This window comes from Pedobacter steynii (genome assembly GCF_900103665.1).
Taxonomy (GTDB): Bacteria; Bacteroidota; Bacteroidia; order Sphingobacteriales; family Sphingobacteriaceae; genus Pedobacter; species Pedobacter steynii.
Genome location: NZ_FNGY01000008.1, coordinates 234,807 through 260,639, shown reverse-complemented (window position 1 = coordinate 260,639; position 25,833 = coordinate 234,807). Strand labels below are relative to the sequence as shown.

Genomic DNA, 25,833 nt, shown 5'->3' with positions numbered 1-25,833 from the left:
TTAATGGGCTATTACTTTTTCATGACTTAACTATCTTAATAGTGTATTATCGTCATGTCAAATTGCCGGAACTGATGTTCCTCTTAATAATTATGATGTTTTTTTTCCAATTCATCAGCGGCTTAAATCCGCTCTATCTTTATGACCTCCTATAAAGACCCAAATAAGGGCAAAAGGTTTAAAAACAGCTGAAAGATTCGTGTAATAGATCAGCTCGTTTACGTAATAGATTTTGTTCCTCCTGTATTCTGTAGGAATTTGTAAGTATGAAAACAACCATCAGCCCTGTCGTTCTTTTAAGAATTCCGGCATTCTCCATTACAGATCAACTAGTTGAAGTATGGGAGGAACTAAAAATAGCTATTAGCTTTTCTTCCAGCGCTTTCTATGAGAAAATTAAAACAGTTAAAGCCCATGAACTGGCTGCTTTAGATCCGAAAGCACAGTTTACGATATGGAAGTATTTCAACCGGTCCAAATACCGGGGGACACCATATGGCAGCTTTGCAGGTTTTGCAGTAGCTGAATTGACAGCAGATGCAAAGGAAGTCATCTTTTCACAGAAGCAGCATTTGCATCGTTTTAAAGACTGGTCTTACCGCAATGACATACAAACCTCAATTGAGGACTTAACCTCCGCAGATCGTCTCTATTTCTCAAATTCAAGCACCTATTCAACCTCCAGGAATATTCGCTTCATTTCATTGCAGGAACAGGTCTTTGAATTGGCTGAAATTGAAAAAAGCGCGTTCATCACAGAGTTGCTGGATTTTTGCAGCAAAAAGGCAACATATGCCGCCATATGTGATTTCGCCACAGAAAGCGCCGTCTCCGAAGAAGTACTTACAGGGATCCTCAAAGCGATGCTTGATTTACAGCTGCTTTTCACAGACCTGAATCCGAATATCATCGGACCAGATTACTTTGACCGGAACAACCAGCCCTTCAGCGAAACAGAGGAACAATACCTGATTGCAGAGCGCAGGGTATTTTCAGGTGGTATCGATAAAGCCGCCTTAGCGCACCTGCCCTCATGTATAGATTATTTAACAACAATTAGCTCAACGACAGAAAATCAAGGCCTTAAATCTTTCTCATCCGAATTCCAAAGGCGCTTCGAATCTCAGGAATTACCTTTGATGATGGTTCTGGATCCGGAGTTGGGAATCGGTTACGGAGATTTTGTGGGGACTGTTACTACAGGGGATCTCGCAAATGAACTGAGTGAATCGATCGGCAGCACCGCGCCAGCACAAGCTCATCCCGGAGCCTTTGCGTGGTCTTTACTCAAAGAAATGTTAAATGGAGATAGAAAACAGGTCATTACTTTGGAGAATGTAAAAAACAATCCTCAGTCTCATAATAAGATAAAGCCCGCCAACAGCTTTAGCGCTTTAGCAAGATTTGCGGATGATCTCGTGATCCTGGAGCAAATGGGAGGTTGCACAGGCAATGCGCTGGCTGGTAGGTTTACCATGGCCAGCGAGGCCGTAGAATTACATTGTAAGCAGATTGCCGCGGCAGAATCGGCAGCAAATCCAGAGGTAATCTTCTTCGATCTGGGCTATATGGCCGAAGGGAGGGTCGACAATGTAAACCGAAGAAAGGGCATTTATGAATATGAGCTTCCCATTTTAAACTACTCCTGTGCGAAGGAGCTCATTTCTTTGAATGACCTGCTGGTTACAGTTAAGAACGGAGAAATCATCCTTCTTTCTGCCAAATATGAAAAACGTCTGATCCCAAGACTTGCTTCTGCCTATAACTACAGCAGGTCTGATCTGTCCGTTTACCGCTTTCTATGTGATTTACAACATCAACAACTCCAGACACAAATCTTATTTGACATTCAATCGCTACTACCCGGACTGGATTTCTATCCCAGAGTGCAATACAAAAACCTGGTTTTATCTACGGCAAAATGGAGGATCAAAGCATCAGATCCGGGGCAGGAGCCAATCCTTTCTCTGTTGAACAAAATGGGGGTAAGCAGGTATTTTTCTGCAGGAAACGGAGACCAGACTTTATGCTTTGATAAAGAAAATGAAACCGATCTTTTTCACTTTAAACACTACATAAACCAATACAACGATTTCGTTATAAGTGAATGTATCATCACTAGTAGTCAGATATTTAAAGATGAATTAAAGAAGAATTACTTCAGCCAGATTCTCCTCACGCTAAATCATGATGAATTATTGTATCCCGGGCATACGCCGATAAAAAAAACAAAATATAAGGACATCGAAAGGGTCATTGTTCCGGGGAAAGACTGGCTTTATTTTGAGATCTACTGTCATGAGGAACGGACAGACTTCATCCTTGCAGCGTTGATCGGAAAATTCATAGAAAGCTATTCCCGGAATTTTAAAACCTGGTTCTTTATCCGGTACAACGATCCGGCTCCGCACCTGAGATTAAGATTACAATTGAATCAGGAAGAAGATGGTTATTTTTACATCAGCAGGTTAATGGAAATACTTGATGAGGATTTATCAGACGGGATCATTACAGACGTTCAACTAAAAACCTATCACCGGGAAACGGAACGTTATGGAGTGGCACAGATGACACTTACAGAGCGTCATTTTACCATCGATAGTAATTATGCCTTAAGCCTCATCGAAAACAATGCTGATCTGTTTAATAAATATGCCAGTTGCACGGTACTAATGAAAACAGTACTGGAGACACTTGGCCTTGACCAGGGAGACAGGGCGCTCTTTATCCGAAATATTCAGCAATCATTTGAGAAAGAACACCGCATGACCAGCACTGAATTCAAAAAGGTAAACAGGGAATGGAGTCTTTTCCTGGAAGAATACCCGTTTGGAAGCCTGGATCATGTACTTCATACCATCCCGAATGAACTGATCCATTCCTTTAACTTTACTTTAGCTGAAACTGCTGCTGAAAACCGGAAAGCCTTATTCTGTAGTCTTTTTCACATGCACATCAACAGGTTATTTGCCCATCAGCCAAGAGCCCATGAAACCATCATTTACAGCTTTCTGTACAAACTGCTGCAACTTGAAAAACAGCATTTACGCCTGGTTAAGCTCGATCGTTAAAGTAGCCTGAAAATAATGATCCTCAGTAACAGCAGTATGAAGAGCGGCTTTGTTGCCATAAGCAGACTTTAACCGTTTCTTTATGTTACTGAGGCCTATATGGTGACTGGTATATGCTGGCTGTAAGTTAATCAGGTTTTTCGTACTGACCTGGAGCAATCCGCCGGAACAGCTGATGTCAATGCTTGCCGGATGATTGGCCTGCCGAAGTTCCCCATGTTTAAACATATTTTCCACGAGTGTCATGATGAGTAGGGGAATGACCTGAATGTACTCCACATCTTCCATATAATTCAGGGAAATGTATAAACCATGACCTGCCTTAATCTGATGGAGCTTAATCAGGTTTTCTACCTGCTCCAGTTCTCCCGACAACGCAGATTGCGCATGGTCCTTCACTTCCTCAATAGAATACCTCATCATTTCTGATAAGGCCATAATAGCTTCTGCAGCTTCAGGAGCAGTCTTCCTTGTGCTTGTATAAATAAAATTTAAGGTATTAAACAGGAAATGCGGATTGATTTGCGCTTTAAGATGGGCATGTTGCGATTTAATCAGATCGGAATAAATCCTTTGGTTTTCGATAATGACCAGCAGCCGCTCCTTTTCCTGTTCTTCTGCCCGTTTTCTTTCCTTGAAGTAATTGAGGATATAATCGTATCCGGTGGCAAACAGAATGAAATAAATCGCCCGATAAGCCACATTCGTATGTGCCCTGAAGGTAAACTGTATCGGTTCAATCAGCTCCAGATAACCATAGCGGTTAAAGAAATTGGCAGCATGAAGAACGAGTGGAATATAGAGGACCACTTCCAGCGAAATGAATAAAGGCAATCTCCAGAGTGCCTGAATGCTCTTCATTTTTGCTGCAGGCATCACCACCAGCGCATGAAAATAAAACAGCATGACATTAAACGCATAGAAAAGTGCATAATTTCCAAACGTTGCAAAGGCCCCGCGGATCACGCCCATAATCACCACTTCATAGAATATAAAGAGGAACCAGCCTATAAAATGGATCCGGTATCGGTATAAAAAGTCCTTGAAATTATCAGGTGTTATTTTCATTTCGTGTAAAAGAAGTCAGTGTTAACGTAATACTTTTCATGAAGCCTGTTATCCTGCCTAATTTTCCGAAAAAAACAGAACATGAAAAAAGAACTAACAGCAATCAATCTAAAGAAAAGCACATTATTTGTGTTCAAATCAAAAAAAGGTAAATCAGGTTACTATACTGATACTTTTAAAACGTATACCGATCCTACCAATACCAGTGCAACATCGCATACCAGTGGTATAGCCGGATATGGAGCACACTAGTGAGGCCTTAAGACAATGAAATCTAATCGGGCACATTCCGCTTGGATTTCATTGTCTTTTCCCCCAGAAAGACTAAAAACTGCTTTTTATAAGTCGTCCCCAATGGAACCTCCATTTTATTACTTAGAATAATCGTATATCCCTCTACTTTAGTGATGTAATTCATGGATACGATAAAAGACCTTTGCACCCTTACAAAGTTAGGATTGTCCTGCAACTTTGTTTCCAACTCCTTCATCGTCAAATAAGCCACATGCGTTTCGTTCACCGTATGTATCTTCACATAGTTGTTTAAACCCTCAATCATGATGATGTCTCTGATATTGATTTTAGTATATTTCTGAACCTGATCTGTTTTGATGAAAAAGAAATCATCTGCTGCAACCGTATTTTTTACGGCAAGTTCCGAATTCAGGAGCCTCTTGATCATTAAAGCGAATTTACTCATGGAAATCGGCTTCAGGAGATACTCGTTGGCCTGAACACCAAACGCTTCATAAGCATACTTCGAATGCCCGGTAGTGACCACCAGGTACTTAGTCTTGTCTCTTATGGCAATGGAAAGATCTATTCCTGACATCCCCGGCATATCCATGTCCATAAACACAATATCAATCTGGTCATTGGCCGAAATTTCCATCAAAGCCTGCAATGGATTTGTAAAGTATTTTACAAGTTGCAGGTTGGGCATGGTATTGATATAATCTACCAGGAGTTCTACAGCGTGTTTCTCATCGTCAATAATTACGCAGTTTAATTTCTTGTCCATTGATCTCCTCCTATAATTGGAATAATATTAATAAATCTAACCTAAAAATATTCACAACGCAAAACAGGTCCTTGGCGTAATACTTTTTATTATTTCATGAATTTTATTAAGAATGTGTAAAGTTAAATCAAATTCAGGGATAAAACTATAATTTTCTATGCAGAAGTCTAGGATTTATTGCGTTTACACCAAGTTATGGATGATTTTAACGGATTTTGAAGGTCACTTTTTCATTCACCATGTAATTCATATTATTCACCACGTAAAAGCACTCATTGGCGTAAAAGAATTCGCAGTATCACTGATCTTACCTACTTTTATGACATCCCCCCTATAAAACGAAAATTCCTGATGCATGGAGGTGCATCGGGGATTTTTATTCAAATTACTGCCCTAAAGGTAATTGAACTAAAACATCTCGCGTTCTCATATAGTTTGTTAATTCAAAAAGGGGAGTATTCCCCTTTCTTCAATGAACAGTAACTCATTTTAATAATTCATTTCATTCTTTTTTCAAAAAGAAAGATCATCCTATCCCGGAGCTACTCCGGGATTTTTTTTTAAAGGACGTAGGGGTATCTTCTGATTTCGTTGTCTTACCTGTAAATCATCAACAAATTAATTGATCAATTATTTAAAAGAACAACAAAATGAAAACAATCAAGTATCTACTTATCATTACTGTAAGCATTTTTAGTATGAATTCCGTTAAGGCACAAGTTCCGGGATTGAACTTTGGGATTAAAGCAGGAGCAAACTTTGCAAACCTACATTCTGATTTCAAAGGCCTGTCTAATGAAAAAGGGAAAATGGGATTCAATATCGGTGCATTTGCAAGGATTGGTAAAACCCTTTATTTTCAGCCTGAAATTAACTACACTTCATTTAAAAGTGAGTACAGCTATGGCGGATCTACTTACAAGCCTAATTTCAAACAAATGAACATTCCATTAATGGTCGGTTATAAAATCATCAATACTGAGGCCTTTAACCTGCATGTATCCGCAGGGCCAGATTTCAGCTATACCCTGAATAAACCAAATTCACCGACCTCATTTGATTATAAGAAATTCAATATTGGTGGGGTAATTAACGCAGGAGTGGACCTGGGAAGTTTAACCATAGACGCCCGCTACACCAGAGGATTCACAAAGATCAACAAAGGATTACAGGAAAAAACAGGCATTTACAACTTATCTGTAGGTTTCAAAATTTTCTAATTCTTCTTTCGTAACAAAATAATGGGGGCCGGTGATTATTCATTGGCCCCTTTATTTATATTTGGCTATAATTATTTCAACATGCAAAGTGAATTGTTTCAAATAGAAAACGAAATGCCCTGGGAAGATCTTGGTAATGGCATTCAAAGACAGGTTTTTGGATATGACGAACGGGTGATGCTGGTCAAAGCGAAATTCGAAGCGGGAGCCATCGGCACATTACACGAACATCACCATACCCAGGTTACTTATGTAGACAGCGGCGTATTTGAAATGACCATTGGCTCAGAAAAGAAAATCATCAGAAAAGGAGATGGCTTTTATGTACCTCCACACGCCATTCATGGTTGTGTTTGTCTGGAGCCGGGAATCCTGATTGACGCTTTTACACCTCATCGTGAAGATTTTCTGAACGCATAAAAACGACTATTCCGTTTTCATAAATTTATACAGATAAGCACAGGCCAGTAATAAAGCAGTTAAGATCAGCCAAAGTACATTATAACCATGGTGTTCGGCAATGTAAAACCCCGCTGTTGGTCCCACCACTTGTGCAACAGACCAAACCAGCATATAACCGGCAGCGTACTGTCCTCTGTTAAACTCGTTTGCCCTGCTCATCACAAAAGTGTTCACAAAGGGGAGGGCAAACATTTCTCCCACCGTAAAAAATACGATGCATAAAGTTCCCAGTAAAACTGGAGAACCGAATGGGATCATCAGCACAAGGAAAGATGCCGCAATAAACAACACCCCAACGGTAATGAAAAATACAGGAGATCTTTTTCCTTCTATCCGGTGTACCATCACCATCTCAAACAAAGCGATAATTACCCCATTCAGGCCCAGGATCAGACCAATCATAAACTCATTGATCTTCCAGGATTCTTTAAAGAAGACCGGAACCACCCTGAACATCAGGAAAAAACAGATGATAAAAATCATGCTCAACAGGATGAACCTGATAAACAGACCATCTTCCCATGGCTTACGCACTACAATTCCCTTTACTTTTTCTTTGATTGTTTTTCTATAAGCCTTTATCTTTGGCAGGAAAAATAAGATACTCAATCCTGCAAAAATGCTCACCATTCCATCTACATAAAAAAGTAAACTGTAGTTATAAGAAGCAATCAATCCGCCCATACTTACCCCAAATGCCCATCCAATATTGGTTGCCAGACGGTTCAAAGAATAAGACCGGGTTTCCAGTCCGGGTTTAGCATAAGCAGCAATCGCAGCAAAGTTGGCGGGACGAAAAGCTTCCGCAAAGAAACTAATCACCACCGCAAGGATGCAAAGTGTGTGAAAATGGGTGATACTGGCAAAGAACAGAAAAAATGTGCCGCCAATAATTGCCGAAAAGATCTGAACAGGCCGGAACCCGATCACATCAGTCAGCTTACCGCCAGCCGCCGAACCAAGGATAGAACCCAGGCCAAAAAGCGTGATGATAAAGCCCGCATCAGACGCAGAACGGTGGAGCGATTGGGTCACATACAAACCCATAAAAGGTACTGCCATATACCCACTTCGGTTAATGAGCATCACGATACTCAGAATCCAGGTTTCACGGCTCAATCCGGAGAACGACCTTTTATAGTTCCCGGCAATAGTTTGAAGCAAAGACATATTTTATTTTACCCCTCCAAAAGCTGCGAAACAAAGATTTTTATGCAACACTTCCACATGTTTAAAGCCAACCTCTTCCATTAACCCCAACTGATACCCGATAGAACGGGGGGTATCTTCATAGGCAATATAATCGAAAACCTTTTCCCGGTATTCCGGTCCGCCGAGGCTTTCCAGATAACTGCCATATTTCTGTTGGAATAAAGCATTCAAATGAGGGGCATCATGTGTAATCAGGTCGGAAATCCAAAAGCTGCCGCCAGGTTTCAGTGCATGGTATAGCTTCTGAAACAGCTGCTTCCACTCTTCATCTCCTCTGAGGTGATGCAAAGTTGCCGCTGCAAGGATAATGTCATACTGCTGCGCTTCCAGTTCCAGGAGCCTCATGTCTAACTGAATCGTAGTCACGGTTCCCTGTGTTTCTGCAGTTACCCTTTCCTTTGCCTTTTCCAGCATTGGCAAACTCAGGTCATTTAAAGTGCAGTTCAGGTTTGGAATTTTGCTCAGCATCTTCAGGGTATAGTTACCTGCACCGCAGCCAATATCCAGCAATTCTTTCGCTTCAGGATTCACATATTTCGCGGCATCAGTACACAATTCCATGGTTAAGGGTGCATCCAGTGTAGTCAGTTGTCCGGTGTCCAGATTGGAAAAACGTTCCACATCCTGATCAAATCTGTTTTCTATTTCCTGGTTGGTAGCTTTCGCTGAATAGTCTTTTGCGCTCACACTTGTAAAATTTGTGCCAAGATAAAAAAATAGAATTGCCATTCCCGCAAAACCTGCTAACTTTAAAAAGTTCAAATCGAGAAAAAATGGCAATTAACTTACGTAAAGGCGAAAAAATTAATATTGGTTTATCAAAGATTAGTGTGGGACTGGGATGGGACCCTAATGATGGAACAGGACATGATTTTGACCTTGATGCTTCTGCTTTCATGGTCGATGCGAACAGAATGATCCCTGCAGAAGAGTTTTTCGTTTTCTACGGAAATGATAAATCTCCGGATGGAGCACTCTTTCATACAGGAGATGACCCTACAGGCGGAAATAGTGCGACCGGAGACGATGAAATCGTCAAAGTAGACCTCTCCCTGGTGGACGACCGCATTCAGGAACTGCTGTTTGTAGTGACCATTCATGAAGCGCAAATCAGAAGACAAAACTTCGGACAGGTGAGGAGCTCTTACATCAGAATCGTAGACGATACCACAGAGGAGGAGGTTGCCAAATACGAGTTGGATGAAGACTTCTCTATTGAAACGGCAATTGAATTCGGCCGCCTTTATAAAAGAAACGGCAGTTGGAAATTCGAAGCTTCAGGGAGAGGCTACAAGGAAGATCTTGCTTTTTTCCTGGCCAAATATTACACTGGAGACATCATTAAATAAATCAGCCCTATACCGGAAGTATGATGTGAAATGTCGTTCCTTTTTCAAGTTCGCTTTCCACCTGAATACTTCCGCCTAAATCTTCAATCTGGGTTTTTACCATGAATAACCCCATTCCTTTGCCTTCCACTTCCAGGTCAAAGCGCTTGTAAAGGCCAAACAGCTGATTCCCATATTTACGCAGGTCTATGCCTTTTCCATTATCCTTGAAGACCAGGTTTAAATGGTTTCCGGCCAGATAAGACTTGATTTGAAGACAGGGGGGAAGGTTTGTCCTGTGATACTTTAAACTGTTTAAAATCAGATTATAAAAAATGTTGTACAGGTAACCACGTATAGTATAGGCCTGCTGAACTTCAAGGTCACATTCAAAAACCATTTGCTCTTTCATCACCAGGTGGTTGATGCTCTGTTTGATTTCATCAACAAGAACCCGAATATCAACAGGCTCCTTGATCCGTCCGGGCGCGTCTTTTTTCACCTGTAAAACATAGTTGAGATCTTTGATCACGGTATCAAGGTTCCTGATCGAAGTCTGCAGGCCATGCATCAGTTCGGCCTGGCCCTGCTGGTCTAAACCGGTAGTCCTCATCAATTCACTAAGCCCGATGATGTTGGCAACGGGAGCACGCAGGTTGTGAGAAACCACATAGGTAAACTGTTCCAGGTCTTTATTTCTTCTGATCAGCTCTGAGGTGATCAGATTTTGCTGATCCGCCAGTATCTTCACCTGCGTAATGTCTTTTATCGAAAGTATGAAGCCCCAGTTTTTATGTTCATTATCATTAACACCGACCCATTTAATTGCATACCATTTGTACTGCTCACTCTTTTCCTTCACCTTAATCTCATAAGAGATGTTCTTTCCATTGGTCACCTCTTCAATGATTTTCTCCAGCTTAGAGCGCTTCTGTTCTACGAAGTAATCGAAAATATGAGTGCCTTCATAGGGCTTCGAGTACCCCCTGAATTCGGCGATTTCCTGCGCCAGATGACTATAAGAAACAATTTTCAACTGATGGTCTACCAGAATGTAAGCCGCATCGGTATGGTTCAGTAAAGTTCGCAGGTTGGCTTCTGATTTCTTTAGCGTTTCTTCTGCAATTTTCAACGAAGTGACATCCTGTAAGATGCCATAGAGGCGGATGGGCTTACCTTCCTTATCCAGCTCAATGCGGTTCTCACCAGTCAGAATTTTGACTTTCCCTTTAGAATTGATGATCCTGAAACTGGTCTTCATATTCTTTCCGCTGCGCTTCAGTTTACTGACTTCGTACTCCAGCCTTAGCCGGTCATCAGGATGAACAAGATTTTCAAAATATTGATTGGCCGGAATAAGGGATTCATCTCCCCAATAGATTTCTTTCAAACCGTCAGACCAGGTGAGTTCCTGCCTGACCAAATCGTAATTCCAGCTGCCAATCTGCGCCATCTTCTGAGCTTCAGAAAGACCAGCCTCTGCCAGTCTGATCTTTTCCTCGGAAAACTTTCGTTGGGTGATGTCGCTCACCACCCCCTCGACACTGATGAGCTTCCCATTTACGAGATTTGGCAAAGCCCTGACCTCCAGCCACCTCATACTTTTATCCTTATGGGCAATCCGGTACTGACTTTTCACCTGCTCACCTTTTAGGAGCAATACATTATCCCGCTCAACGATAAACCGGTCTTCAGGATAAATCACCTCATACCATAAATCAGGGTTCTCATGGAACTCTGTACTCGTATAGCCGTATATTTTAGGACAGCCCGCAGACAGCTGAATATATTTATTATTTACAATATCTTTCAGGTAGAACCCTTCGTTAACCGCGTCAAACAACTTGTCAATTTCCTGATTTACCTGTTCCGTTTCCTTGCGCGACTGCACCTGTTCGGTCACATCAATTCCAAAAATCAACAGCCCCTCTATTGCTCCGCTATGATTGCGCAAGGCCTGAATAGTAAAATTGATGTATAAAGTAGTCAAAAGCGGATTTCCATCAATCCCTTCGTCGAGCTTAACAAAGACTTCCTTATCCATAAAAGTTTCACCGCTTTTATAAACCTGATCGGCAACCTCTGCAATAAACTGCTGCCCCGGATCTGTAAAGACCTCGCATAAGCACTGACCATGAACATCTTCTTTTCCAGTCAGCTGTTGATAAAAGGAATTTGCGAATTGAAATACATGCTTTGGTCCAATCACAATGGCAACTGCAGAAGGAATCTTCTGAAGCAACTGAACTTGCTGCGTTTCCCGCTCTTTTAACTTTGCTTTTTCCAATGCCTGCAGCATGGCGAAAGGCAGACGCGTCAACCGGTCTCTTAAAAAGTAGTCCGCAGCTCCGGCCTCCAGTAGTTTCAGCCCCTCATTTTCAAATTCAACACTACTGATTCCTATAAAAATAAGTTGCTGATCAATGGCTTTTCCTAACTGAAAAGCCCGATGTCCGATCGAGTCAGCTTCCGAAAACGAGGCCAATATCAGGTCAGGACAGAATTCTTTCAATGCCTCCGCATAGTCTTTCAGCGCATAGACCTCTAAGAGGTTAATCTCAGTACCTGAGTGCCTTAATGCAGCAACAACTTCCCCTTTATTTTCTTTAGGGTCCTCAAAAAGAAGGATTCTCAGTATGTTTTTCATAAGGATGATAGCTGATGAGTCCGATTAAGATAGACATAATTCTATGATATGAATATAAAACAAATGGTATTTAATTAAAGTAGAAAAACAACTATGGCCTCTGAATTAATTATTTTATATGTAAAAAACCAATTAACTTTAACCTATTCATAAGAACATATACCACAGCGTTTAGCTGATTACCTTTTTGAAAAATTAGATGAGAAGATTACCTGTTTATTTTTTGCTGGATACATCCGGGTCGATGTATGGAGAGCCTATTCAAGCGTTAAATAATGCTTTAAACGGAATGCTGAGCACCTTAAGAACCGATGCACAGGCGCTGGATTCCTTATGGATCAGCATCATTACATTCGATAGAGAAGTAAAGGAGCTTGTTCCCTTAACTGAATTGGTTCATTTCCAGCTGCCCGAAATCCTGTGCCCTCAGAGCGGACCTACGCATATGGGCCAGGGACTGGAATTGTTACATGGAAAAGCAACGGCTGAAATCCGGAAAGCTACAGATGAACAAAGTGCAGACTGGCGTCCCTTATTTTTCCTGTTTACCGATGGCAAACCTTCTGATCTGAAGCTGTACAGAGAGATGATCCCTAAAGTCAAAGCCTTAAATTTCGCCTCCATTGTGGCCTGCGCTGCCGGACATCTGGCAGACGACTCCATTTTAAAGGAATTAACAGATACGGTAGTTCACCTGGATACTGCTGATAGCAGCACACTGAAACAATTCTTTAAATGGGTTTCCGATACCATAGACCAGGGCAATAAGTCTATGGGAACTACAGAAAGTATTACCCTGCCACCGCCGCCGTCCGAAATCCACTTAATTATCTGATCCTATTCCATCACATGAGAAGACTTCCTATATACTTTCTTATCGATATTTCTGAATCCATGATTGGCGAACCTATTCAACATGTTGAAGAAGGAATGGCCAACATTATTAAAGCTTTAAAATCAGACCCATATGCCATAGAAACGGTTTGGGTCTCTGTATTGGTTTTTGCCGGACAGGCGAAGACCATTGTTCCGCTACAGGAAATCGCCGATTTCTACCCACCCAGGTTTCCCATTGGCGGAGGAACTTCCCTGAGTAAGGGGCTGGGCCACCTGATGTACGAACTAAGGTCAAATGTGATTAAAACCACCCATGAGCAAAAGGGAGACTGGAAGCCAATCATCTTCCTGCTTACCGACGGAGTCCCTACAGACGATACCCGCTCCGCAATTCAGGAGTGGAAACAGAACTGGCAGAAATCAACCAATCTGGTGGCCATCTCTTTTGGACAGGAAACAGATCTTTCTCTGTTAACTGAACTAACAGAGCATGTGCTGATGTTTAACAATAGCAGCACAGAACAATACACCGCATTTTTTAAATGGGTAACAGACTCTATTAAAACCAGCAGTGTCAGTGTAGATAACAGCACTTCAGGTTTTGAGCTGGCCAAACTGGATGATCAGGTAATCAGTAAGATTGACCTGAGCAAGAAAACCATGCCTCAGGAATATATTGATCCAAATTACGTAGTCCTTGCCGCGAAATGCCAGAATACCAAAAGACCTTACCTGATGAAATACAGAAAGGTTTTAAATGATTCCCCATTCTCTGACCTTGGCCTTCAAACTGTTGCCTATAAACTTAACGGTGCATTCCAGGTCGACAATTCTTATTACGAACTTTCTGACCAATCTGTCAATTCCTTTAAGATCAACAGCGAAGAGCTGATCGGCGCACCGACATGCCCTTCCTGCGGCAATCAATATGGTCTTGCCATCTGTTCCTGTGGTAAAATTCACTGCATCGGAGAAGAAGAATACAGTACCTGCCCATGGTGCAATACAAAGGCACAATATGGAACAGGTGGTGGTGGTTTCGACATTAGCAGAACTCAGGGATAGGAAGAAAGATGGAAAAATGGGAAATATTTCAAAGGAGGAAAAGCCTGGAAGAGAAACGTATTGTACTGCCAAATGCCACGGTAGGTAAAGCTTACCAGGTGGTTCTTGACCTGGAAGGAGACGATTGGAACGAGGTGATCATATCAGCTATAACCGGACTGGAACAGATCGGGTTAACCTACACTACAGATAGCAATACCTTAAGTGGAATTCCCTTGGAATCTGCAGATGTTAAACTTGTTTTTCATCTTCTTGTTGCGGGAGAAACGATGGAAAAAAAAGTTCCTTTTGCAGTAAATCCGGATCCGCGTTCCTTATGGAAAACACTGGAAAGTGATAAAAATGATCCCTGGTGGAAAGCTGATGAAGTGCATATACAACAACCTTTTGGAACTAAACAGTTTGTAGCGGCCTCAAAAAGAGGAAGAGCACATGCAAATGCCGGCAAGTTCCGGGAAGACCACTACGCTCTGGGAAATACGGGTTTTGAAGGCTGGAATATCTTAGCGGTATCAGATGGGGCAGGAAGTGCCCGCTTGTCCAGACTAGGTTCAAAAGTGGTCTGTGAAACGGTAATCAGCCATTTGAAGGAATTACCGGATTCAGCCTACGAAGCCCTGGAAGGAGCGTTAAAAAAAGCGGGTAATACTACTGAAAATCCAGCTGAACACCAGTTTCAGCAAATCGCAACCACATTCCTCAGCCCAGTCATACAGCAGCTATATGCCGAACTGGAAACATTGGCAGGGAACCTGGAAGCTGAACTTTCCGACCTCCATTCTACACTTGCATTATGCCTGATTAAGGAATCCGAACAAGGTTGGTTGATCTTAACTTTTAGTGTAGGTGATTGTCCTATAGCACTATTAGACAAAGAGAAAAATAACATTATGTTATTAAACTGGTTAGATTCCGGAGCATATGGAGGAGCCACACGTTTCATCACGATGCCGGAGATATTCGAACATCAGGATTTTTCCAGCCGGTTCTCAGCCAGAATAGTTTCTGATTTCTCTTACCTCATGATGATGACCGATGGAATCTATGATGCTAAATTTGAGACGACCTTTAAGCTCGCACAACCTGCAATGTGGAACCAACTTATTGCAGATTTGGAGGGAAACAATCCGGAAAGCCATCGGGTGGACTTTAAAGAGGGAAAGGTGGATCTGGGCGCTGCGCTTTCCCAATGGATGGACTTCTGGAGTACCGGAAACCATGATGACCGAACTTTAGTAATCATTTATTAAATTTAGCAATGGCAGTTGTAACCGTAGAATCTCCATATACCAAAAAAAGATACCAGTATTATGATAACGGAGCGCCCAAAAAAGGTGGCCTCAAAGACGTTTACTTTAGTGTAGACAAACAATATGTGGTGGCCATTTTCAGAGAACCCCTGGATGAGAATCAAAAAGAACGGCTAAAAAGAATTACCGGTCACTACCTACAACAGATCAGTAGCAAGGAAGCTGGGGATTATTACCTCAATGAGGTTTACCGATGGCCTACAGATGTTATAGAATGGAAAGGTCTTACAGGAATCATCGTTCCGATATATGCACCAAAGTTCTTCTTTTCCAAAGGATATGAGAAGAATGACCTCATTTTGGGCGGAGAGAAAAACGGGAAATGGTTTGCCGGCTCTAAGTTCAGGAATCCGAATTTCCCTTTAAGAATTGCCGCTTCAGAATTGGGCAATTGGATGAGCTACCTCCAAATCTGCGTAAACCTTTGTCGGGGAGTAAAAAAGATGCATGCAATGGGCCTCGCACATTCCGACTTGTCTTATAACAATGTATTGGTAGATCCGGTGAGCAAATCGGCATGTATGATAGATCTGGATGGCCTGGTGGTTCCCGGTTTGTTTCCCGCAGAAGTGATCGGCACTGCCGAATTTATCGCTCCGGAAGTAATGGCTACAAAACACCTGAACAAATCTGATCCCAATAGAAAACTACCCAGGAGAGAAACAGACCTGCATTCTCTTCCCGTACTGATCTATATGTATCTGTTGCACCGTCACCCGCTGCTTGGGGGAAAAGTCCATGACCTTGATCCTGAAACAGACAACCTGCTGGCTATGGGAGCACATGCCTTATTTATAGAGCATCCGACAGACCTGAGCAACCGGCCCAAAGTAAACCAGCTGTCAAAATGGGAGCAACCCTGGGGAGATGTAACGAAATTACCTTACACCCTTACCGGACCTTACCTTTCTGAATTGTTTGACCAGGCTTTTGTCAAAGGACTGCATCATCCGGCATCGCGGCCGGCAGCAGACATCTGGGAGCAGGCATTGATGAAAACAAGCGACCTGTTACAACCTTGCAGTAATCCTGCCTGTGTACAAAAGTGGTATGTTTTTGACAATACCACGCAACCCAAATGTCCCTTCTGCGGACAAGTCCATTCGGGAAGCTTGCCCGTACTGGACCTGTATTTTAAATCTGCTGAGGGCGCTTACCGCCCCGAACAGCACCGACTAATGGTCTATACCAATCAATACCTGTTTCCATGGCATGTGAACAGGAACATCCTCAGGAATGAAAAGCTAACAGCCGCAGATAAAGTACCTGCCGGTTATTTTGTGAAACACAATGACAAATGGGTCCTTGTAAACCAAACACTGACTTCCCTAAGAGATGTAACCGAACAGGCCGATATCCCTATCGGAGGCTTTGTGGAACTCACAGCAGGGAAAAAGATCTTATTTTCCAGTGAAGAGGGCGGCAGAGTCGCACTGGTTACCATTGTTGGATAAAAGGTTATAATTTCCTTCCTTTGAATTATACAAAAGAACCTTAAAACTTAACCCGTAGTCCTATTCCCAACTGGAAAATATCTGCAAGGGTAAGCGATGAGGTATTCTGGATGTAATTGATCAGGTAATAATCATTGGTATTGAATTCTGTATACAAACTGACCGCTTTTATTCCTGATCCTTTCATCAGCTTATCACCGTTGAACTCGATCTCCGTAGCAATAGAGAGGTGTGGCCTTAAGGCTTCAGACCAACGGTAATAATCAGAAGAATACCTGTTTCTGTTAAAACGATAGGAGAGCTCAGGGTGAAAAGTATAACTCAGAAAGAAACCAGGATTAAAAGGATATAATTTTCCCCAGTCCCTGAGCTTGACCTCATATGCCTTATAGGCAAATTTAGCGGTAACAATATTCAATTCGCCTCCTTTAGAAGCGGGAACATATCCGTAGTTGAAATCCAGGATTCCCCGCTTGTTTTTGAATAAATCATAACCGGCACCCACACTAAAATAACCGATACTCCCGGCAAACTGAACAATGGCATTATCGGGAATCAGAAATTTCAAATGTTGGGCAGAGACTTTCGTTGTCCCCGCAACAAGCAGCAATAAGCCGAGGCATATGATTTTAAAAATGAATCCGTTCAAAACTTAATTTATGATTAATGATTTCTATTAATAAAAACTCTTCATTTCCCATCGCGCTCGTAACGAAGTAGGGGATCCCGGAGTTATCGGGATAAAAAAGCTCATATCTGTGGGTATGTGCATGCAGGGAAGCCAAAAAACCTGGAACTGCGGCAAAAGTAGCGGTGTAGTCAGCAATCAGCTTGGGATCGAAATCTGCCGAATTTGGAGGAACATGGGAAATGGCAATATAATTATTTACCCCTTCCTGTGCCTGCAATTCCGCTTTTAACCAGGGAATATTAGGCGCTTCCCCATTAAATTTATGCTCCCTGCTATTGGTATCATGACAAACAAATTTCACACCTCCGTAGACAAAGGAATAATTAAGCGGACCAAACATATTCATAAAAGCCTCTCTGCCACGGGAAGTGAGGTCGTGGTTTCCAATTACGGCTACATAGGGTGCTTTTAACTTTGATAAGCTCCGGCTGATCCATTCCATTTCCTGTAATACACCATATTCGGTAATGTCTCCGGCAACAACGACGAAATCTATACCCGGTATTTCGTTTGCCTTTTTGGTGAACCTGATCGTTTCATCACGGGATCGTTGGGTATCACCGCTCAATATAAAACGAACCGTATCGTCCTTACGGCCATCGCCCAGGCGTTTAAGATTACCTGCATTGATGTCTTTATACGAATTCTTGTCGAACACCTGATTGGGACTATATTCAAAGTTGTTACAACTCATTAATCCCATCACGGTAATTAATGCCGGTACTAAAAACATTCTCATTTAAAATCTGCTATTTCAGCCAAACTTAGTACTATCCGCAGCGGGTAAAAAGGCAAAAACCGGGATATGGCATTCCTATAACCATTAAATGGCATTGATTTAACAATTCTGTTAAACACCAAAATCAATACTGAACTTGATAAAATGATAGACCAGGAGGATAATCTGGCCCTTATTGTTCCGTAACTTTGTGTTTTAAATCCAGGGTGGCTTCAATTTTTTTAAATTCAGCCGGAGTTGAAGCAGCAGAACAAGCTTCAAAAAATGTCTCCGGACTGATGTACTTCCAGCTTACCTGATCTTCTCCAAGTTCAAAAAGGATTTCAACAGGGTGATCGATCAAATGATCTTCGAAAAATATCCGTTTGCTGTCCGCCCAGGCATTCGGATCGCCAAGTTTTGCAGGCCAGGTATACAGTTTATGGGCTTCAATAGACCTTTGGCTATCCACATATACGGACCTTTTAGAAATGAGGTTACTGATGTCAAACAACTGTACCTTACCCGATAAGACACCATCTTCCTCAGTAATACTTAATCCACTGGCCGTAAAATAGGGAACGAGCAGATTCTCTCCCTGCTGTTGTTCCGGAGCTCCGAAGAATACATATTTCCCCTTTGTCAATTGATTGATCGTTGTTCTCATAACTGGCCTTTAGCAAGCCCAAAGCTACATTATATTTTAGCTTTTAATACCTTACTGAGGATTTCAATTGCTGCATTCATCTCCCCGATGTTCATTGCCGCAAAACCCATCCGGATAGAATTGCCATCCCTCAGGTTGCCATGAGATTGAAAACCACGACTAATGTACAAACCCTTTGCAGCAGCAGCATCGGCCACTTTTGCCAGGGGATAGTCTTTATTAAAACGTGCCCAAATTGCCATTCCACCAGAAGGCCGCTCAAAATCAATGATCCCTTTCAGTTCCTGTAAGGACGTACAAATGTTATTCAGCCTGTCAAAATAGGCCTTGTTCGCCTTTTTCAAATAGCGGCCGACATCTCCGTTTTGAATCAATACTGCAAGCGCGTCCTCGAGAATATGGTCACCCCGCAAATCGATCATCAGCCTCAACTGAATCGCCTGCCGGATAAAGTCTGCGGGGGCAATCATAAAGCCGATCCTTACGGAAGAAGCAATAGACTTTGAAAAGGAGCCGATATAGATGACCCTTCCTTCATGCTGGCCACTCGCCAGAGGAAGATATGGTGCAGAGCTGTAATGAAATTCGTAATCATAATCATCTTCAATAATCGCAAAATCAAACCTCCTTGAGAGTTCCAGTAACCTCATTCGCCGCTCCGGGCTCAACGTGACTGTAGTTGGATGATGGTGATGTGGAATCACATAAAGCACATTGACCTTATGCTTTTTACAGGCCTGCTCTACAGCATCCATGTCCATTCCATGGGCATCAACGGGAACTTTAATCAAACGCGCGCCCAGCTTCTCGAACACCTTATTGGCCAGGAAATAGCTCGGATCACCTACGATAACGTGATCTCCGGCTTGTAATAACAAACTGGCGGCAATGTAAATGCTCATTTGTGCCCCATGGGTAACCATGGTATGCTGCGTTTGAATATTTAGCCCACGGCTTTCCAAAAGATAACTCACCAACGCCTCTCTAAGCAATGGCGATCCCCCGGCTAAAGTTCCTGGAAGCCATTTCCTTGCTGCTGCCTGCTTCGCCCGATTCCTATACTCCCTGTTTAGTAGGTCTAAGGGCGCCAGTCTGGAATCCGGGTACCCTTCATCAATGATGAATTCCGGAAGCCTCAAAACAGGGGCAGAAGAAACAGGAGTTTGGGTGTCCATTGGATAAAAAGGTACCGTCAGAAATTCCCCATAGGAACTCAACCTGGGTTCATTCCAGCGTTGTGGCTTCAAATCAGGAAGGTTTTGTGCAATCATTGCACCTTTTCTTGGAATCACGTCTATCCAGCTTTGCGCATAAAGTTCGTCGTAAGCAGCAATAACGGTTTTCCTGTGAATATTCAAAAGCTTAGCCAGCTCACGCGTGCCCGGGAGCATGGTTCCAGGCTTAATCTGTCCTTCTCGGATGATGTTCACGACATTGTTCGCGATCTGAAGATAGATCGGTTGCGGAGATTCTTTGTCGATAGACAGGAGGGTGGTAAATGGAAGCATCTGGACTACTCTGTTTTTTAAATCTGGACAGTAAAGGTAGTCCATATACACCTTACTTTTGAATAAAAATAAACAACCGATATGATGAACATTACTTATAAAACCGACTTATGTCCCGATACTGCTGAAATCATAGCATTGTACGTTAGTTCCGGCTTAAACAGACCTACAGGTGATTTTGAAAGAATATATAAGATGTATGCGAACTCCAATCTGGTAGTTACCGCATGGGATGGAGCAACATTGGTGGGGATTGCCAGGTCGCTCACAGATTTCTGTTATTCCTGTTATCTTTCAGACCTTGCTGTTCACCTGGATTACCAGAAAAGTGGAATAGGAAAACATTTGGTTGCACTAACCAAAGAATGTATAGGAGCGGAGTCGATGCTGCTATTGTTGTCGGCGCCAACGGCGATGACGTATTATCCCAGAATTGGGATGGACCATCTTGACAATGCTTTTATAATAAAAAGAGAGGCATAATAAAAAAGGGCCGGATTGCTCCGACCCCTTTTTTAAACATACATGTTGATGGATTAATAGGGATCTATTGAATCACTTTACCGTCTGTACCAATTTTGAGGGAAGCAGTTTCTGCTTCTTTTTTCACATCAATCTGGTAGTATTGAGTTTTATCTGCATTCGTTACCAGGAAAGCAGCGGTTGGAGTCCATGCTTTAACAGGTTCTGATTGCAAGGTTGTTTTTACTGCTTCAGGTAGATCTTTTAATTCTACAGGAGTTTTTGTAGTACTATCTTGTTTAACTGTAATGGCTACCGGAGCTTTTACTTCAGTTGCGTTTGCTGCTGATATTCCTGCGAAAGCTAAAAATGCTGCTGATAAAATGATCTTTTTCATATGCTATTGTATTTCAGTTATTATTCTTGTTAGTTACGTTTAGGCTATGTTTAATAATGATGCCACAACGACATCAACCTGGCACACACCTGATAAACAGCAACTTATATAATTACCAGTTAAATTAACTGTAGAGATGTTCTACACTTTGTAGCATAAGGAAGCAATAATTATAATTTATGGAGCAGCTTCTGCGTTCGTCAGCAGACTAAACTTATTGATTTTTTGTTTTTGCAGGACGTCAATAATCTTTTTAACAGAAGGATATTCTTCTTCTGCATCTCCTTTAACACTTACCCTCATCGCGGTGGCATGCAATTCAGCGACCGCTTGCCTGGAATGCAATACCCAATCTGCAAGCTGGTTGTTTGCCGAATCAGCAGGGATTCCGGTTTCCAGCCCAGAAGCGGTTCGTTTTGTACCGTCCATCATGATGTAGGCTTTAAGGCTTTGAACAGGCACCCCAAAAGAACCGATTACACTAAATCTTTTTTTTTCCTCAGCGCTAAACGCGATTTTATATTGCGCGCCAATCTTTTCCAGCATGGCGATTTTGATGTCCTGGCCGGTAGCCTCAAAGAAAACCTTTCCTTTCCCAATCGTCAGGATGGCAATATCCTTGTCGGGCACCTTAATCGTGTACGTAGAGGTTGGAATTTTTACATCTAGCGGATCTGGCTGTTTTGCGGTGGCAGTTAAAATAAAAAAGGTGAGGAGCAGGAACGAGACATCCGTCATGGCCGTCATATCGATGGTCAACGCCTTTCTTTGCACTTTTACTCTTGGCATAATTATAAATTTACGGGTAGATAATAGAATTAGCGTTGTTGCAGACCTAAGTTAAAAATCTGGTTGATCCACTTTTGTCTTTGTTCAGGTGTAGCGGTTTTGATGATGCCAACATAAGTCACCTTTACGGGCTTGATCCCACAGAACTCCAGCGTGCTTTTTTTCAATTGATTGACACTTGGTCTGCCGTACATCAAACGGTAATACCATCCCGGCTGATCCAGTGTAGTGATGATCCGCGCAGTTTTACCGCTCAGCAGTTTGTCCCACCACATGGAATTTTCACGGTATTGATAAGTAAGTCCCGGAAGAAACAGCCGGTCAATAAACCCTTTCATAATGGCTGGCATACCGCCCCACCAAACGGGATGAATCCAAACGAGGTGATCTGCGGCTTTTATTTTCTCGAGACTGTCCAGTAAATCCGGCTCCAGCTCCATTCGTTTGGTATAACCGAATTGTAAGTTTGGGTTAAACTGAAGTTCCCGGATATGGATCATGGATACGGCAGCACCTGATTTTATTGCGCCATCTTCGTAAGCTATCGCCAGTGCCTGATTGAAACTTTCCTTGTTGGGGTGTCCGTTTATAATAAGTATTTTGGTCATTTTGTCCTGATGTTAATTTGTTCAGGGCAAAGGTATCTCCATGCTGATTCCGGCTACAGGACATTTGTCTATAAAACCACTTCTCTTCTTAACCGGCTGAGGTGCCTTGGCGTGATGCCGAGATAGGAGGCCAGGTATTGTAAAGGAATTTGCTGAACATATACAGGCTGATTCTCCAGAAGATCCATGTATCTTTTCTTCGCTTTTTCTTTCTGGAAAAGGAATAACCGCTTTTCCAGTTCCAAATATTGCTGTTCAGCAATCATCTTGAGGAACCTGGTCCAGTTCAGGCTGGACTGAGATAACTGGTCCAGGTCGGCCTTCTGAATGACAACCAACTCTGCTGCCGACACCGCCTGAATATTTTCCAAAGTAGGTAATCCGGTTATAAATGACGAATACGCGGTTGTTAAGGTATTTGGAAAAGTGATACAATACGTAATTTCCTCTCCGGATTCCGGGCTAAAGAAAGACCTCAGAATGCCGGTTTTAAGAAAGGCAACCTCCTTACATAGCTGACCTTCCTGAATTAAGAAACTACCTTTCTTAATTGACCTTAGTACTGTCTTTTCTTCAAAAGCGGCAATCTCTGATGGCGTGAAAATGTCAAATGAACTTAGAAAGCTGCTGATCATCGGGCTGAAAATTTAAGCCAACAGCCCGGTATGATACCGGGCTGTGGAACAATATATCGCGAAAATAGTATTATTTTTACTCTTCTTTAGAATTGATGTTAAGGTTAAACTGGCCAACAGAGACTTTTATCCCCGGGCTACTGCCAGTTACAGACTTAACTTTTCCGGCTTTAATCCCATCATTTAACCCATCATAATATTGAATTTGCGTCCCGCCAATTGCCTTGATTAAACCTGCTTTCACACCGTCATTAAGGCCATCATAATATTTAATTTGTGTGTCGCCTACAGATTTTAGCTTTTCTGTTTTCACACCATCATTAAGCCCATCATAATAGTCAACCGACATGGAACCAACAGACTTGACTTTTCCTCTTTTCGGCCCATCGTTAAGGCCATCATAATAATCAAACCTAATGTTTCCTACGGATTTAATCTTTCCCGTTTTTGAACCATCATTCAAACCATCGTAGTAATCAATCCACATAGAACCAATGGATTTGAGCTTTCCTCTTTTTACGCCATCATTCAGTCCGTCATAATAGTCGATGTCCCCATTTAGCTCCTGAACATCATCCAGTGAAATCTTTCCATTTCCACTGAGGTAAAGGGTAATGTCGTCGACATTCATTCTGGCGTAAGCTGTTGCTTTTCCCGGAATAAAAAAGTGGAGGTCAGAAATGGTTTGCGACCTCGCCATCAGCTGCATTCCTAACAATGCGGCAATGATTAGTGTTTTTTTGAATTTCATTATGGTACATGTTGTGTGTAACGTCAAAGATATTATTCTCTTTGAATAAAAGAATTTAATTACTTATCCAGCCACTCTTTAAAAGCAATAGATTTATCCCTGCTCAACACAACTTCCTCTTCTGTAGCTGGTAACAATTCCAGTTTTAGCTTTCCGTTAAAAAACAGATGAATCTTCGCTACCGCAGCAGTGCAGACCAGGAATTGTCTCGTCACCCTGAAAAACAATGCCGGGCTCAGTTCCTTTTCAACTTCTTCCAGCGTCTGACTGATATAATGTTTTTCGCCTTTATGGCTCACAAAGAAAGTCGTTTTAAAGGCAGAGCCAAAATAAGCAATCTCTTCTACCGGGATAGAAATCAGCTGATCTCTGAACGTCACCAGGAACCGCGACCTGTAAATCACCTGCTGAGATTGGATCTGCCCAAACAGCTGTACCATAGACTGATAATTCGACTTATGCTGCTGCTTGCTGAATTTATCAAGTGCCCGTTCCAACGCGGCTTTATCGATAGGCTTTAACAGATAATCAATGCTGTTTACCTTAAAAGCCTGCAAGGCATACTCGTCGTAAGCGGTGGTAAAGACCACTGGTGCTTCCAGCTCCACGTTTTTGTAAATTTCAAAACTCAGCCCATCGCTTAACCTGATGTCCATAAAAATAAGGGAAGGAGCGGGGTTGCTCTTAAACCAGGCAATGGCCCCTTTAACCGTTTGTAACCGCCCAACGATCTGAACCGGATAAGCAGATTCATTAAGGAGCTTTTCCAATCGCCGGGCATTGGGCAATTCATCTTCTATAATTAAACTATTTATGGTCATAAGGCAACAAAGGGATTTTTATTTGAAAGGTTTCCGGACTTTGAACAATGACAGGAATGTGATCAGAGAGTAAATGGTAACGTTCCTCAATATTTTTTAAGCCCATCTTAGAGCTCGGCTCCACATGAGTTTTCAGGTTAATGTTATTTTCCACGAAAAGGTACTCCCCCGATCCATAGATCCGGATATGGAGGGGTTCAGACGCACTGACTACATTGTGCTTAATGGCATTTTCAATCAGCAGTTGCAGGGTGATCGGAGCGATACCGGAAGTATACATGACCTCCGGTATCTCAATCAGCAGGGCGATACTATCGCCATAGCGCATTTCATACAGAAAAAAATAAGACCTGATAAAAGCCAGTTCTTCTTTAAGCGCAATTACGCTCTGACTCCGGTTGGCCAGCAAGTACCTGTATACGGAAGAAAGTTGCTGAAGGAACTTTACGGCAATGTCCTTATCTTCTTCAATTAAAGCAGTCAGCGTGCTGAAGTTATTGAAAAGAAAATGAGGATCAATTTGTGCTTTTAAGGCATCCAATTGTGCCTGTGTAACGGATTGCTTCAGCTTTATCGCTTCCAGCTCTGCGTCCGTCCATTTGTGTAAAAAATAATCTATCGTAAAGGCAGCGGTACTCAATAACGAAATGAGTACACCGAGCACAAGGGCCTGACGAATCAGTAACTCCGTCAGGAATTGGAAAGCACTAAACGAAACAGCCTGGATCAACATAGACGTTCCATAAAACATCACCGTCAACAGCACAATCTGGATAACCAGCTGCAAGAGAAAACGGTTTACTGGTGATTTTTCCCAGGGCAGGAATTTATTGAGGGTCCTCGTAATCAGAATCGCTGATTCTATAGTCACAATGACAAAATAGCTCAGATAAAAGACCTCCAGAAAATAATCGTAAAGAATATAGTCAGCGTAGGACTTTAGGTGATCCTCGCTGGTCATGAAAAAAAACAACAGGTAAATAATCACCGTCAAAAAGGGGTAACCATACAATCTGAACAGCCGATAGGTGAGTTTTTGCATCAGAATTTCTGAATTATGGTTTTAAACGAGATCATCATCAAAATTACGA

Annotated in this window: 26 protein-coding genes; 10 read left to right on the top strand and 16 right to left on the bottom strand. The window is 42.2% G+C overall.

Features of this window, described 5'->3' with window-relative positions:
* Positions 1-266: 266 nt before the first annotated feature.
* Complete coding sequence (locus BLQ87_RS22490) at positions 267-3,071, top strand: lantibiotic dehydratase (protein ID WP_074611164.1); 2,805 nt, start codon at positions 267-269, stop codon at positions 3,069-3,071.
* On the opposite strand, the gene BLQ87_RS22485 is transcribed toward BLQ87_RS22490, so the two are convergent.
* Positions 3,045-4,139 carry a sensor histidine kinase gene (locus BLQ87_RS22485; RefSeq protein WP_074611163.1) on the bottom strand — a complete coding sequence of 365 codons (1,095 nt, stop codon included), beginning with the start codon at positions 4,137-4,139 and terminating at the stop codon, positions 3,045-3,047. The two genes, BLQ87_RS22490 and BLQ87_RS22485, sit on opposite strands and share 27 nt — an antisense overlap.
* 81 nt (positions 4,140-4,220) lie before the next feature.
* On the opposite strand from BLQ87_RS22485, the gene BLQ87_RS33865 reads away from it, so the two are divergent.
* Positions 4,221-4,391, top strand: coding sequence for a hypothetical protein (locus BLQ87_RS33865; RefSeq protein WP_172664944.1), 171 nt, complete (start codon positions 4,221-4,223; stop codon positions 4,389-4,391).
* A 22-nt stretch (positions 4,392-4,413) separates the two neighbouring features.
* Here BLQ87_RS33865 and BLQ87_RS22480 read toward each other — a convergent pair whose 3' ends face one another.
* A complete protein-coding gene (locus BLQ87_RS22480; RefSeq protein ID WP_074611162.1) occupies positions 4,414-5,160 on the bottom strand; it encodes a LytR/AlgR family response regulator transcription factor in 747 nt (248 codons plus the stop codon).
* Between the two features lie 650 nt (positions 5,161-5,810).
* On the opposite strand from BLQ87_RS22480, the gene BLQ87_RS22475 reads away from it, so the two are divergent.
* Together BLQ87_RS22475 and BLQ87_RS22470 are read left to right on the top strand one after the other, a co-directional pair.
* Complete coding sequence (locus BLQ87_RS22475; protein WP_074611161.1) at positions 5,811-6,380, top strand: porin family protein; 570 nt, start codon at positions 5,811-5,813, stop codon at positions 6,378-6,380.
* Between the two features lie 81 nt (positions 6,381-6,461).
* A complete protein-coding gene (locus tag BLQ87_RS22470) occupies positions 6,462-6,800 on the top strand; it encodes a cupin domain-containing protein (RefSeq protein WP_074611249.1) in 339 nt (112 codons plus the stop codon).
* 6 nt (positions 6,801-6,806) lie between these two features.
* Here the strand turns inward: BLQ87_RS22470 and BLQ87_RS22465 are convergent, their stop codons facing one another.
* On the bottom strand, positions 6,807-8,012 hold the full coding sequence (locus BLQ87_RS22465; RefSeq protein ID WP_074611160.1) for an MFS transporter: 1,206 nt from the start codon (positions 8,010-8,012) through the stop codon (positions 6,807-6,809).
* 3 nt (positions 8,013-8,015) lie between these two features.
* Positions 8,016-8,741 carry a class I SAM-dependent methyltransferase gene (locus tag BLQ87_RS22460; RefSeq protein ID WP_074611248.1) on the bottom strand — a complete coding sequence of 242 codons (726 nt, stop codon included), beginning with the start codon at positions 8,739-8,741 and terminating at the stop codon, positions 8,016-8,018.
* 86 nt (positions 8,742-8,827) lie between these two features.
* Here BLQ87_RS22460 and BLQ87_RS22455 point away from each other — a divergent pair, with 86 nt between their 5' ends.
* Entirely contained in the window at positions 8,828-9,403 is a 576-nt protein-coding gene (locus BLQ87_RS22455) for a TerD family protein (RefSeq protein ID WP_074611159.1), read from the top strand.
* 7 nt (positions 9,404-9,410) lie between these two features.
* On the opposite strand, the gene BLQ87_RS22450 is transcribed toward BLQ87_RS22455, so the two are convergent.
* A complete protein-coding gene (locus BLQ87_RS22450; RefSeq protein WP_074611158.1) occupies positions 9,411-12,029 on the bottom strand; it encodes a sensor histidine kinase in 2,619 nt (872 codons plus the stop codon).
* 199 nt (positions 12,030-12,228) lie between these two features.
* On the opposite strand from BLQ87_RS22450, the gene BLQ87_RS22445 reads away from it, so the two are divergent.
* Genes BLQ87_RS22445 through BLQ87_RS22430 form a run of 4 tightly spaced genes read left to right on the top strand, consistent with a single transcriptional unit; the run spans position 12,229 to position 16,695 of the window.
* Positions 12,229-12,864: a vWA domain-containing protein gene (locus BLQ87_RS22445; RefSeq protein ID WP_074611157.1), complete on the top strand. Its 636-nt coding sequence runs from the start codon at positions 12,229-12,231 to the stop codon at positions 12,862-12,864.
* A 14-nt stretch (positions 12,865-12,878) separates the two neighbouring features.
* On the top strand, positions 12,879-13,931 hold the full coding sequence (locus BLQ87_RS22440) for a TerY-C metal binding domain-containing protein (RefSeq protein WP_074611156.1): 1,053 nt from the start codon (positions 12,879-12,881) through the stop codon (positions 13,929-13,931).
* 8 nt (positions 13,932-13,939) lie between these two features.
* A complete protein-coding gene (locus tag BLQ87_RS22435) occupies positions 13,940-15,181 on the top strand; it encodes a PP2C family serine/threonine-protein phosphatase (RefSeq protein WP_074611155.1) in 1,242 nt (413 codons plus the stop codon).
* Between the two features lie 8 nt (positions 15,182-15,189).
* Positions 15,190-16,695, top strand: coding sequence for a helix-hairpin-helix domain-containing protein (locus tag BLQ87_RS22430; RefSeq protein WP_074611154.1), 1,506 nt, complete (start codon positions 15,190-15,192; stop codon positions 16,693-16,695).
* A 40-nt stretch (positions 16,696-16,735) separates the two neighbouring features.
* Here BLQ87_RS22430 and BLQ87_RS22425 read toward each other — a convergent pair whose 3' ends face one another.
* The 4 genes from BLQ87_RS22425 to BLQ87_RS22410 all read right to left on the bottom strand — a co-directional run bounded on the left by BLQ87_RS22425 (position 16,736) and on the right by BLQ87_RS22410 (position 20,324).
* Complete coding sequence (locus BLQ87_RS22425) at positions 16,736-17,344, bottom strand: hypothetical protein (RefSeq protein WP_245723907.1); 609 nt, start codon at positions 17,342-17,344, stop codon at positions 16,736-16,738.
* A complete protein-coding gene (locus tag BLQ87_RS22420) occupies positions 17,325-18,125 on the bottom strand; it encodes a metallophosphoesterase family protein (RefSeq protein ID WP_074611153.1) in 801 nt (266 codons plus the stop codon). The genes BLQ87_RS22425 and BLQ87_RS22420 overlap by 20 nt, the downstream gene beginning before the upstream one ends.
* Positions 18,126-18,297: 172 nt before the next feature.
* Positions 18,298-18,771, bottom strand: coding sequence for a hypothetical protein (locus tag BLQ87_RS22415; protein ID WP_074611152.1), 474 nt, complete (start codon positions 18,769-18,771; stop codon positions 18,298-18,300).
* Between the two features lie 29 nt (positions 18,772-18,800).
* The gene (locus BLQ87_RS22410) at positions 18,801-20,324 is read right to left on the bottom strand and encodes an aminotransferase-like domain-containing protein (protein ID WP_245723906.1); all 1,524 of its coding nucleotides are present in this window, start codon (positions 20,322-20,324) and stop codon (positions 18,801-18,803) included.
* 36 nt (positions 20,325-20,360) lie between these two features.
* Between BLQ87_RS22410 and BLQ87_RS22405 the strand changes: the two genes are divergently transcribed.
* The gene (locus BLQ87_RS22405; protein WP_245723905.1) at positions 20,361-20,762 is read left to right on the top strand and encodes a GNAT family N-acetyltransferase; all 402 of its coding nucleotides are present in this window, start codon (positions 20,361-20,363) and stop codon (positions 20,760-20,762) included.
* A 64-nt stretch (positions 20,763-20,826) separates the two neighbouring features.
* Here BLQ87_RS22405 and BLQ87_RS22400 read toward each other — a convergent pair whose 3' ends face one another.
* From BLQ87_RS22400 to BLQ87_RS22370, 7 genes are all read right to left on the bottom strand, one after another.
* Positions 20,827-21,138, bottom strand: coding sequence for a hypothetical protein (locus BLQ87_RS22400; RefSeq protein WP_074611151.1), 312 nt, complete (start codon positions 21,136-21,138; stop codon positions 20,827-20,829).
* Positions 21,139-21,315: 177 nt separating this feature from the next.
* Positions 21,316-21,927: an ExbD/TolR family protein gene (locus BLQ87_RS22395; RefSeq protein ID WP_074611150.1), complete on the bottom strand. Its 612-nt coding sequence runs from the start codon at positions 21,925-21,927 to the stop codon at positions 21,316-21,318.
* A 29-nt stretch (positions 21,928-21,956) separates the two neighbouring features.
* Entirely contained in the window at positions 21,957-22,535 is a 579-nt protein-coding gene (locus BLQ87_RS22390; RefSeq protein WP_074611149.1) for an NAD(P)H-dependent oxidoreductase, read from the bottom strand.
* Between the two features lie 68 nt (positions 22,536-22,603).
* The gene (locus BLQ87_RS22385; RefSeq protein ID WP_074611148.1) at positions 22,604-23,170 is read right to left on the bottom strand and encodes a Crp/Fnr family transcriptional regulator; all 567 of its coding nucleotides are present in this window, start codon (positions 23,168-23,170) and stop codon (positions 22,604-22,606) included.
* A gap of 76 nt (positions 23,171-23,246) precedes the next feature.
* Positions 23,247-23,921 carry a hypothetical protein gene (locus tag BLQ87_RS22380; RefSeq protein ID WP_074611147.1) on the bottom strand — a complete coding sequence of 225 codons (675 nt, stop codon included), beginning with the start codon at positions 23,919-23,921 and terminating at the stop codon, positions 23,247-23,249.
* Between the two features lie 59 nt (positions 23,922-23,980).
* A complete protein-coding gene (locus tag BLQ87_RS22375; protein ID WP_074611146.1) occupies positions 23,981-24,742 on the bottom strand; it encodes a LytR/AlgR family response regulator transcription factor in 762 nt (253 codons plus the stop codon).
* Positions 24,729-25,784, bottom strand: a complete 1,056-nt coding sequence (locus BLQ87_RS22370; RefSeq protein WP_074611145.1) for a sensor histidine kinase — start codon at positions 25,782-25,784, stop codon at positions 24,729-24,731. The genes BLQ87_RS22375 and BLQ87_RS22370 overlap by 14 nt, the downstream gene beginning before the upstream one ends.
* Positions 25,785-25,833 lie beyond the last annotated feature (49 nt).

Bases quoted from the DNA above. Each gene is read 5' to 3' on its own strand.
- BLQ87_RS22490 (WP_074611164.1), top strand. From the start codon at position 267: ATGAAAACAACCATCAGCCCTGTCGTTCTTTTAAGAATTCCGGCATTC.
- BLQ87_RS22485 (WP_074611163.1), bottom strand. From the start codon at position 4,139: ATGAAAATAACACCTGATAATTTCAAGGACTTTTTATACCGATACCGG.
- BLQ87_RS33865 (WP_172664944.1), top strand. From the start codon at position 4,221: ATGAAAAAAGAACTAACAGCAATCAATCTAAAGAAAAGCACATTATTT.
- BLQ87_RS22480 (WP_074611162.1), bottom strand. From the start codon at position 5,160: ATGGACAAGAAATTAAACTGCGTAATTATTGACGATGAGAAACACGCT.
- BLQ87_RS22475 (WP_074611161.1), top strand. From the start codon at position 5,811: ATGAAAACAATCAAGTATCTACTTATCATTACTGTAAGCATTTTTAGT.
- BLQ87_RS22470 (WP_074611249.1), top strand. From the start codon at position 6,462: ATGCAAAGTGAATTGTTTCAAATAGAAAACGAAATGCCCTGGGAAGAT.
- BLQ87_RS22465 (WP_074611160.1), bottom strand. From the start codon at position 8,012: ATGTCTTTGCTTCAAACTATTGCCGGGAACTATAAAAGGTCGTTCTCC.
- BLQ87_RS22455 (WP_074611159.1), top strand. From the start codon at position 8,828: ATGGCAATTAACTTACGTAAAGGCGAAAAAATTAATATTGGTTTATCA.
- BLQ87_RS22450 (WP_074611158.1), bottom strand. From the start codon at position 12,029: ATGAAAAACATACTGAGAATCCTTCTTTTTGAGGACCCTAAAGAAAAT.
- BLQ87_RS22445 (WP_074611157.1), top strand. From the start codon at position 12,229: ATGAGAAGATTACCTGTTTATTTTTTGCTGGATACATCCGGGTCGATG.
- BLQ87_RS22440 (WP_074611156.1), top strand. From the start codon at position 12,879: ATGAGAAGACTTCCTATATACTTTCTTATCGATATTTCTGAATCCATG.
- BLQ87_RS22435 (WP_074611155.1), top strand. From the start codon at position 13,940: ATGGAAAAATGGGAAATATTTCAAAGGAGGAAAAGCCTGGAAGAGAAA.
- BLQ87_RS22430 (WP_074611154.1), top strand. From the start codon at position 15,190: ATGGCAGTTGTAACCGTAGAATCTCCATATACCAAAAAAAGATACCAG.
- BLQ87_RS22420 (WP_074611153.1), bottom strand. From the start codon at position 18,125: ATGAGAATGTTTTTAGTACCGGCATTAATTACCGTGATGGGATTAATG.
- BLQ87_RS22415 (WP_074611152.1), bottom strand. From the start codon at position 18,771: ATGAGAACAACGATCAATCAATTGACAAAGGGGAAATATGTATTCTTC.
- BLQ87_RS22410 (WP_245723906.1), bottom strand. From the start codon at position 20,324: ATGGACTACCTTTACTGTCCAGATTTAAAAAACAGAGTAGTCCAGATG.
- BLQ87_RS22405 (WP_245723905.1), top strand. From the start codon at position 20,361: ATGATGAACATTACTTATAAAACCGACTTATGTCCCGATACTGCTGAA.
- BLQ87_RS22400 (WP_074611151.1), bottom strand. From the start codon at position 21,138: ATGAAAAAGATCATTTTATCAGCAGCATTTTTAGCTTTCGCAGGAATA.
- BLQ87_RS22395 (WP_074611150.1), bottom strand. From the start codon at position 21,927: ATGCCAAGAGTAAAAGTGCAAAGAAAGGCGTTGACCATCGATATGACG.
- BLQ87_RS22390 (WP_074611149.1), bottom strand. From the start codon at position 22,535: ATGACCAAAATACTTATTATAAACGGACACCCCAACAAGGAAAGTTTC.
- BLQ87_RS22385 (WP_074611148.1), bottom strand. From the start codon at position 23,170: ATGATCAGCAGCTTTCTAAGTTCATTTGACATTTTCACGCCATCAGAG.
- BLQ87_RS22380 (WP_074611147.1), bottom strand. From the start codon at position 23,921: ATGAAATTCAAAAAAACACTAATCATTGCCGCATTGTTAGGAATGCAG.
- BLQ87_RS22375 (WP_074611146.1), bottom strand. From the start codon at position 24,742: ATGACCATAAATAGTTTAATTATAGAAGATGAATTGCCCAATGCCCGG.
- BLQ87_RS22370 (WP_074611145.1), bottom strand. From the start codon at position 25,784: ATGCAAAAACTCACCTATCGGCTGTTCAGATTGTATGGTTACCCCTTT.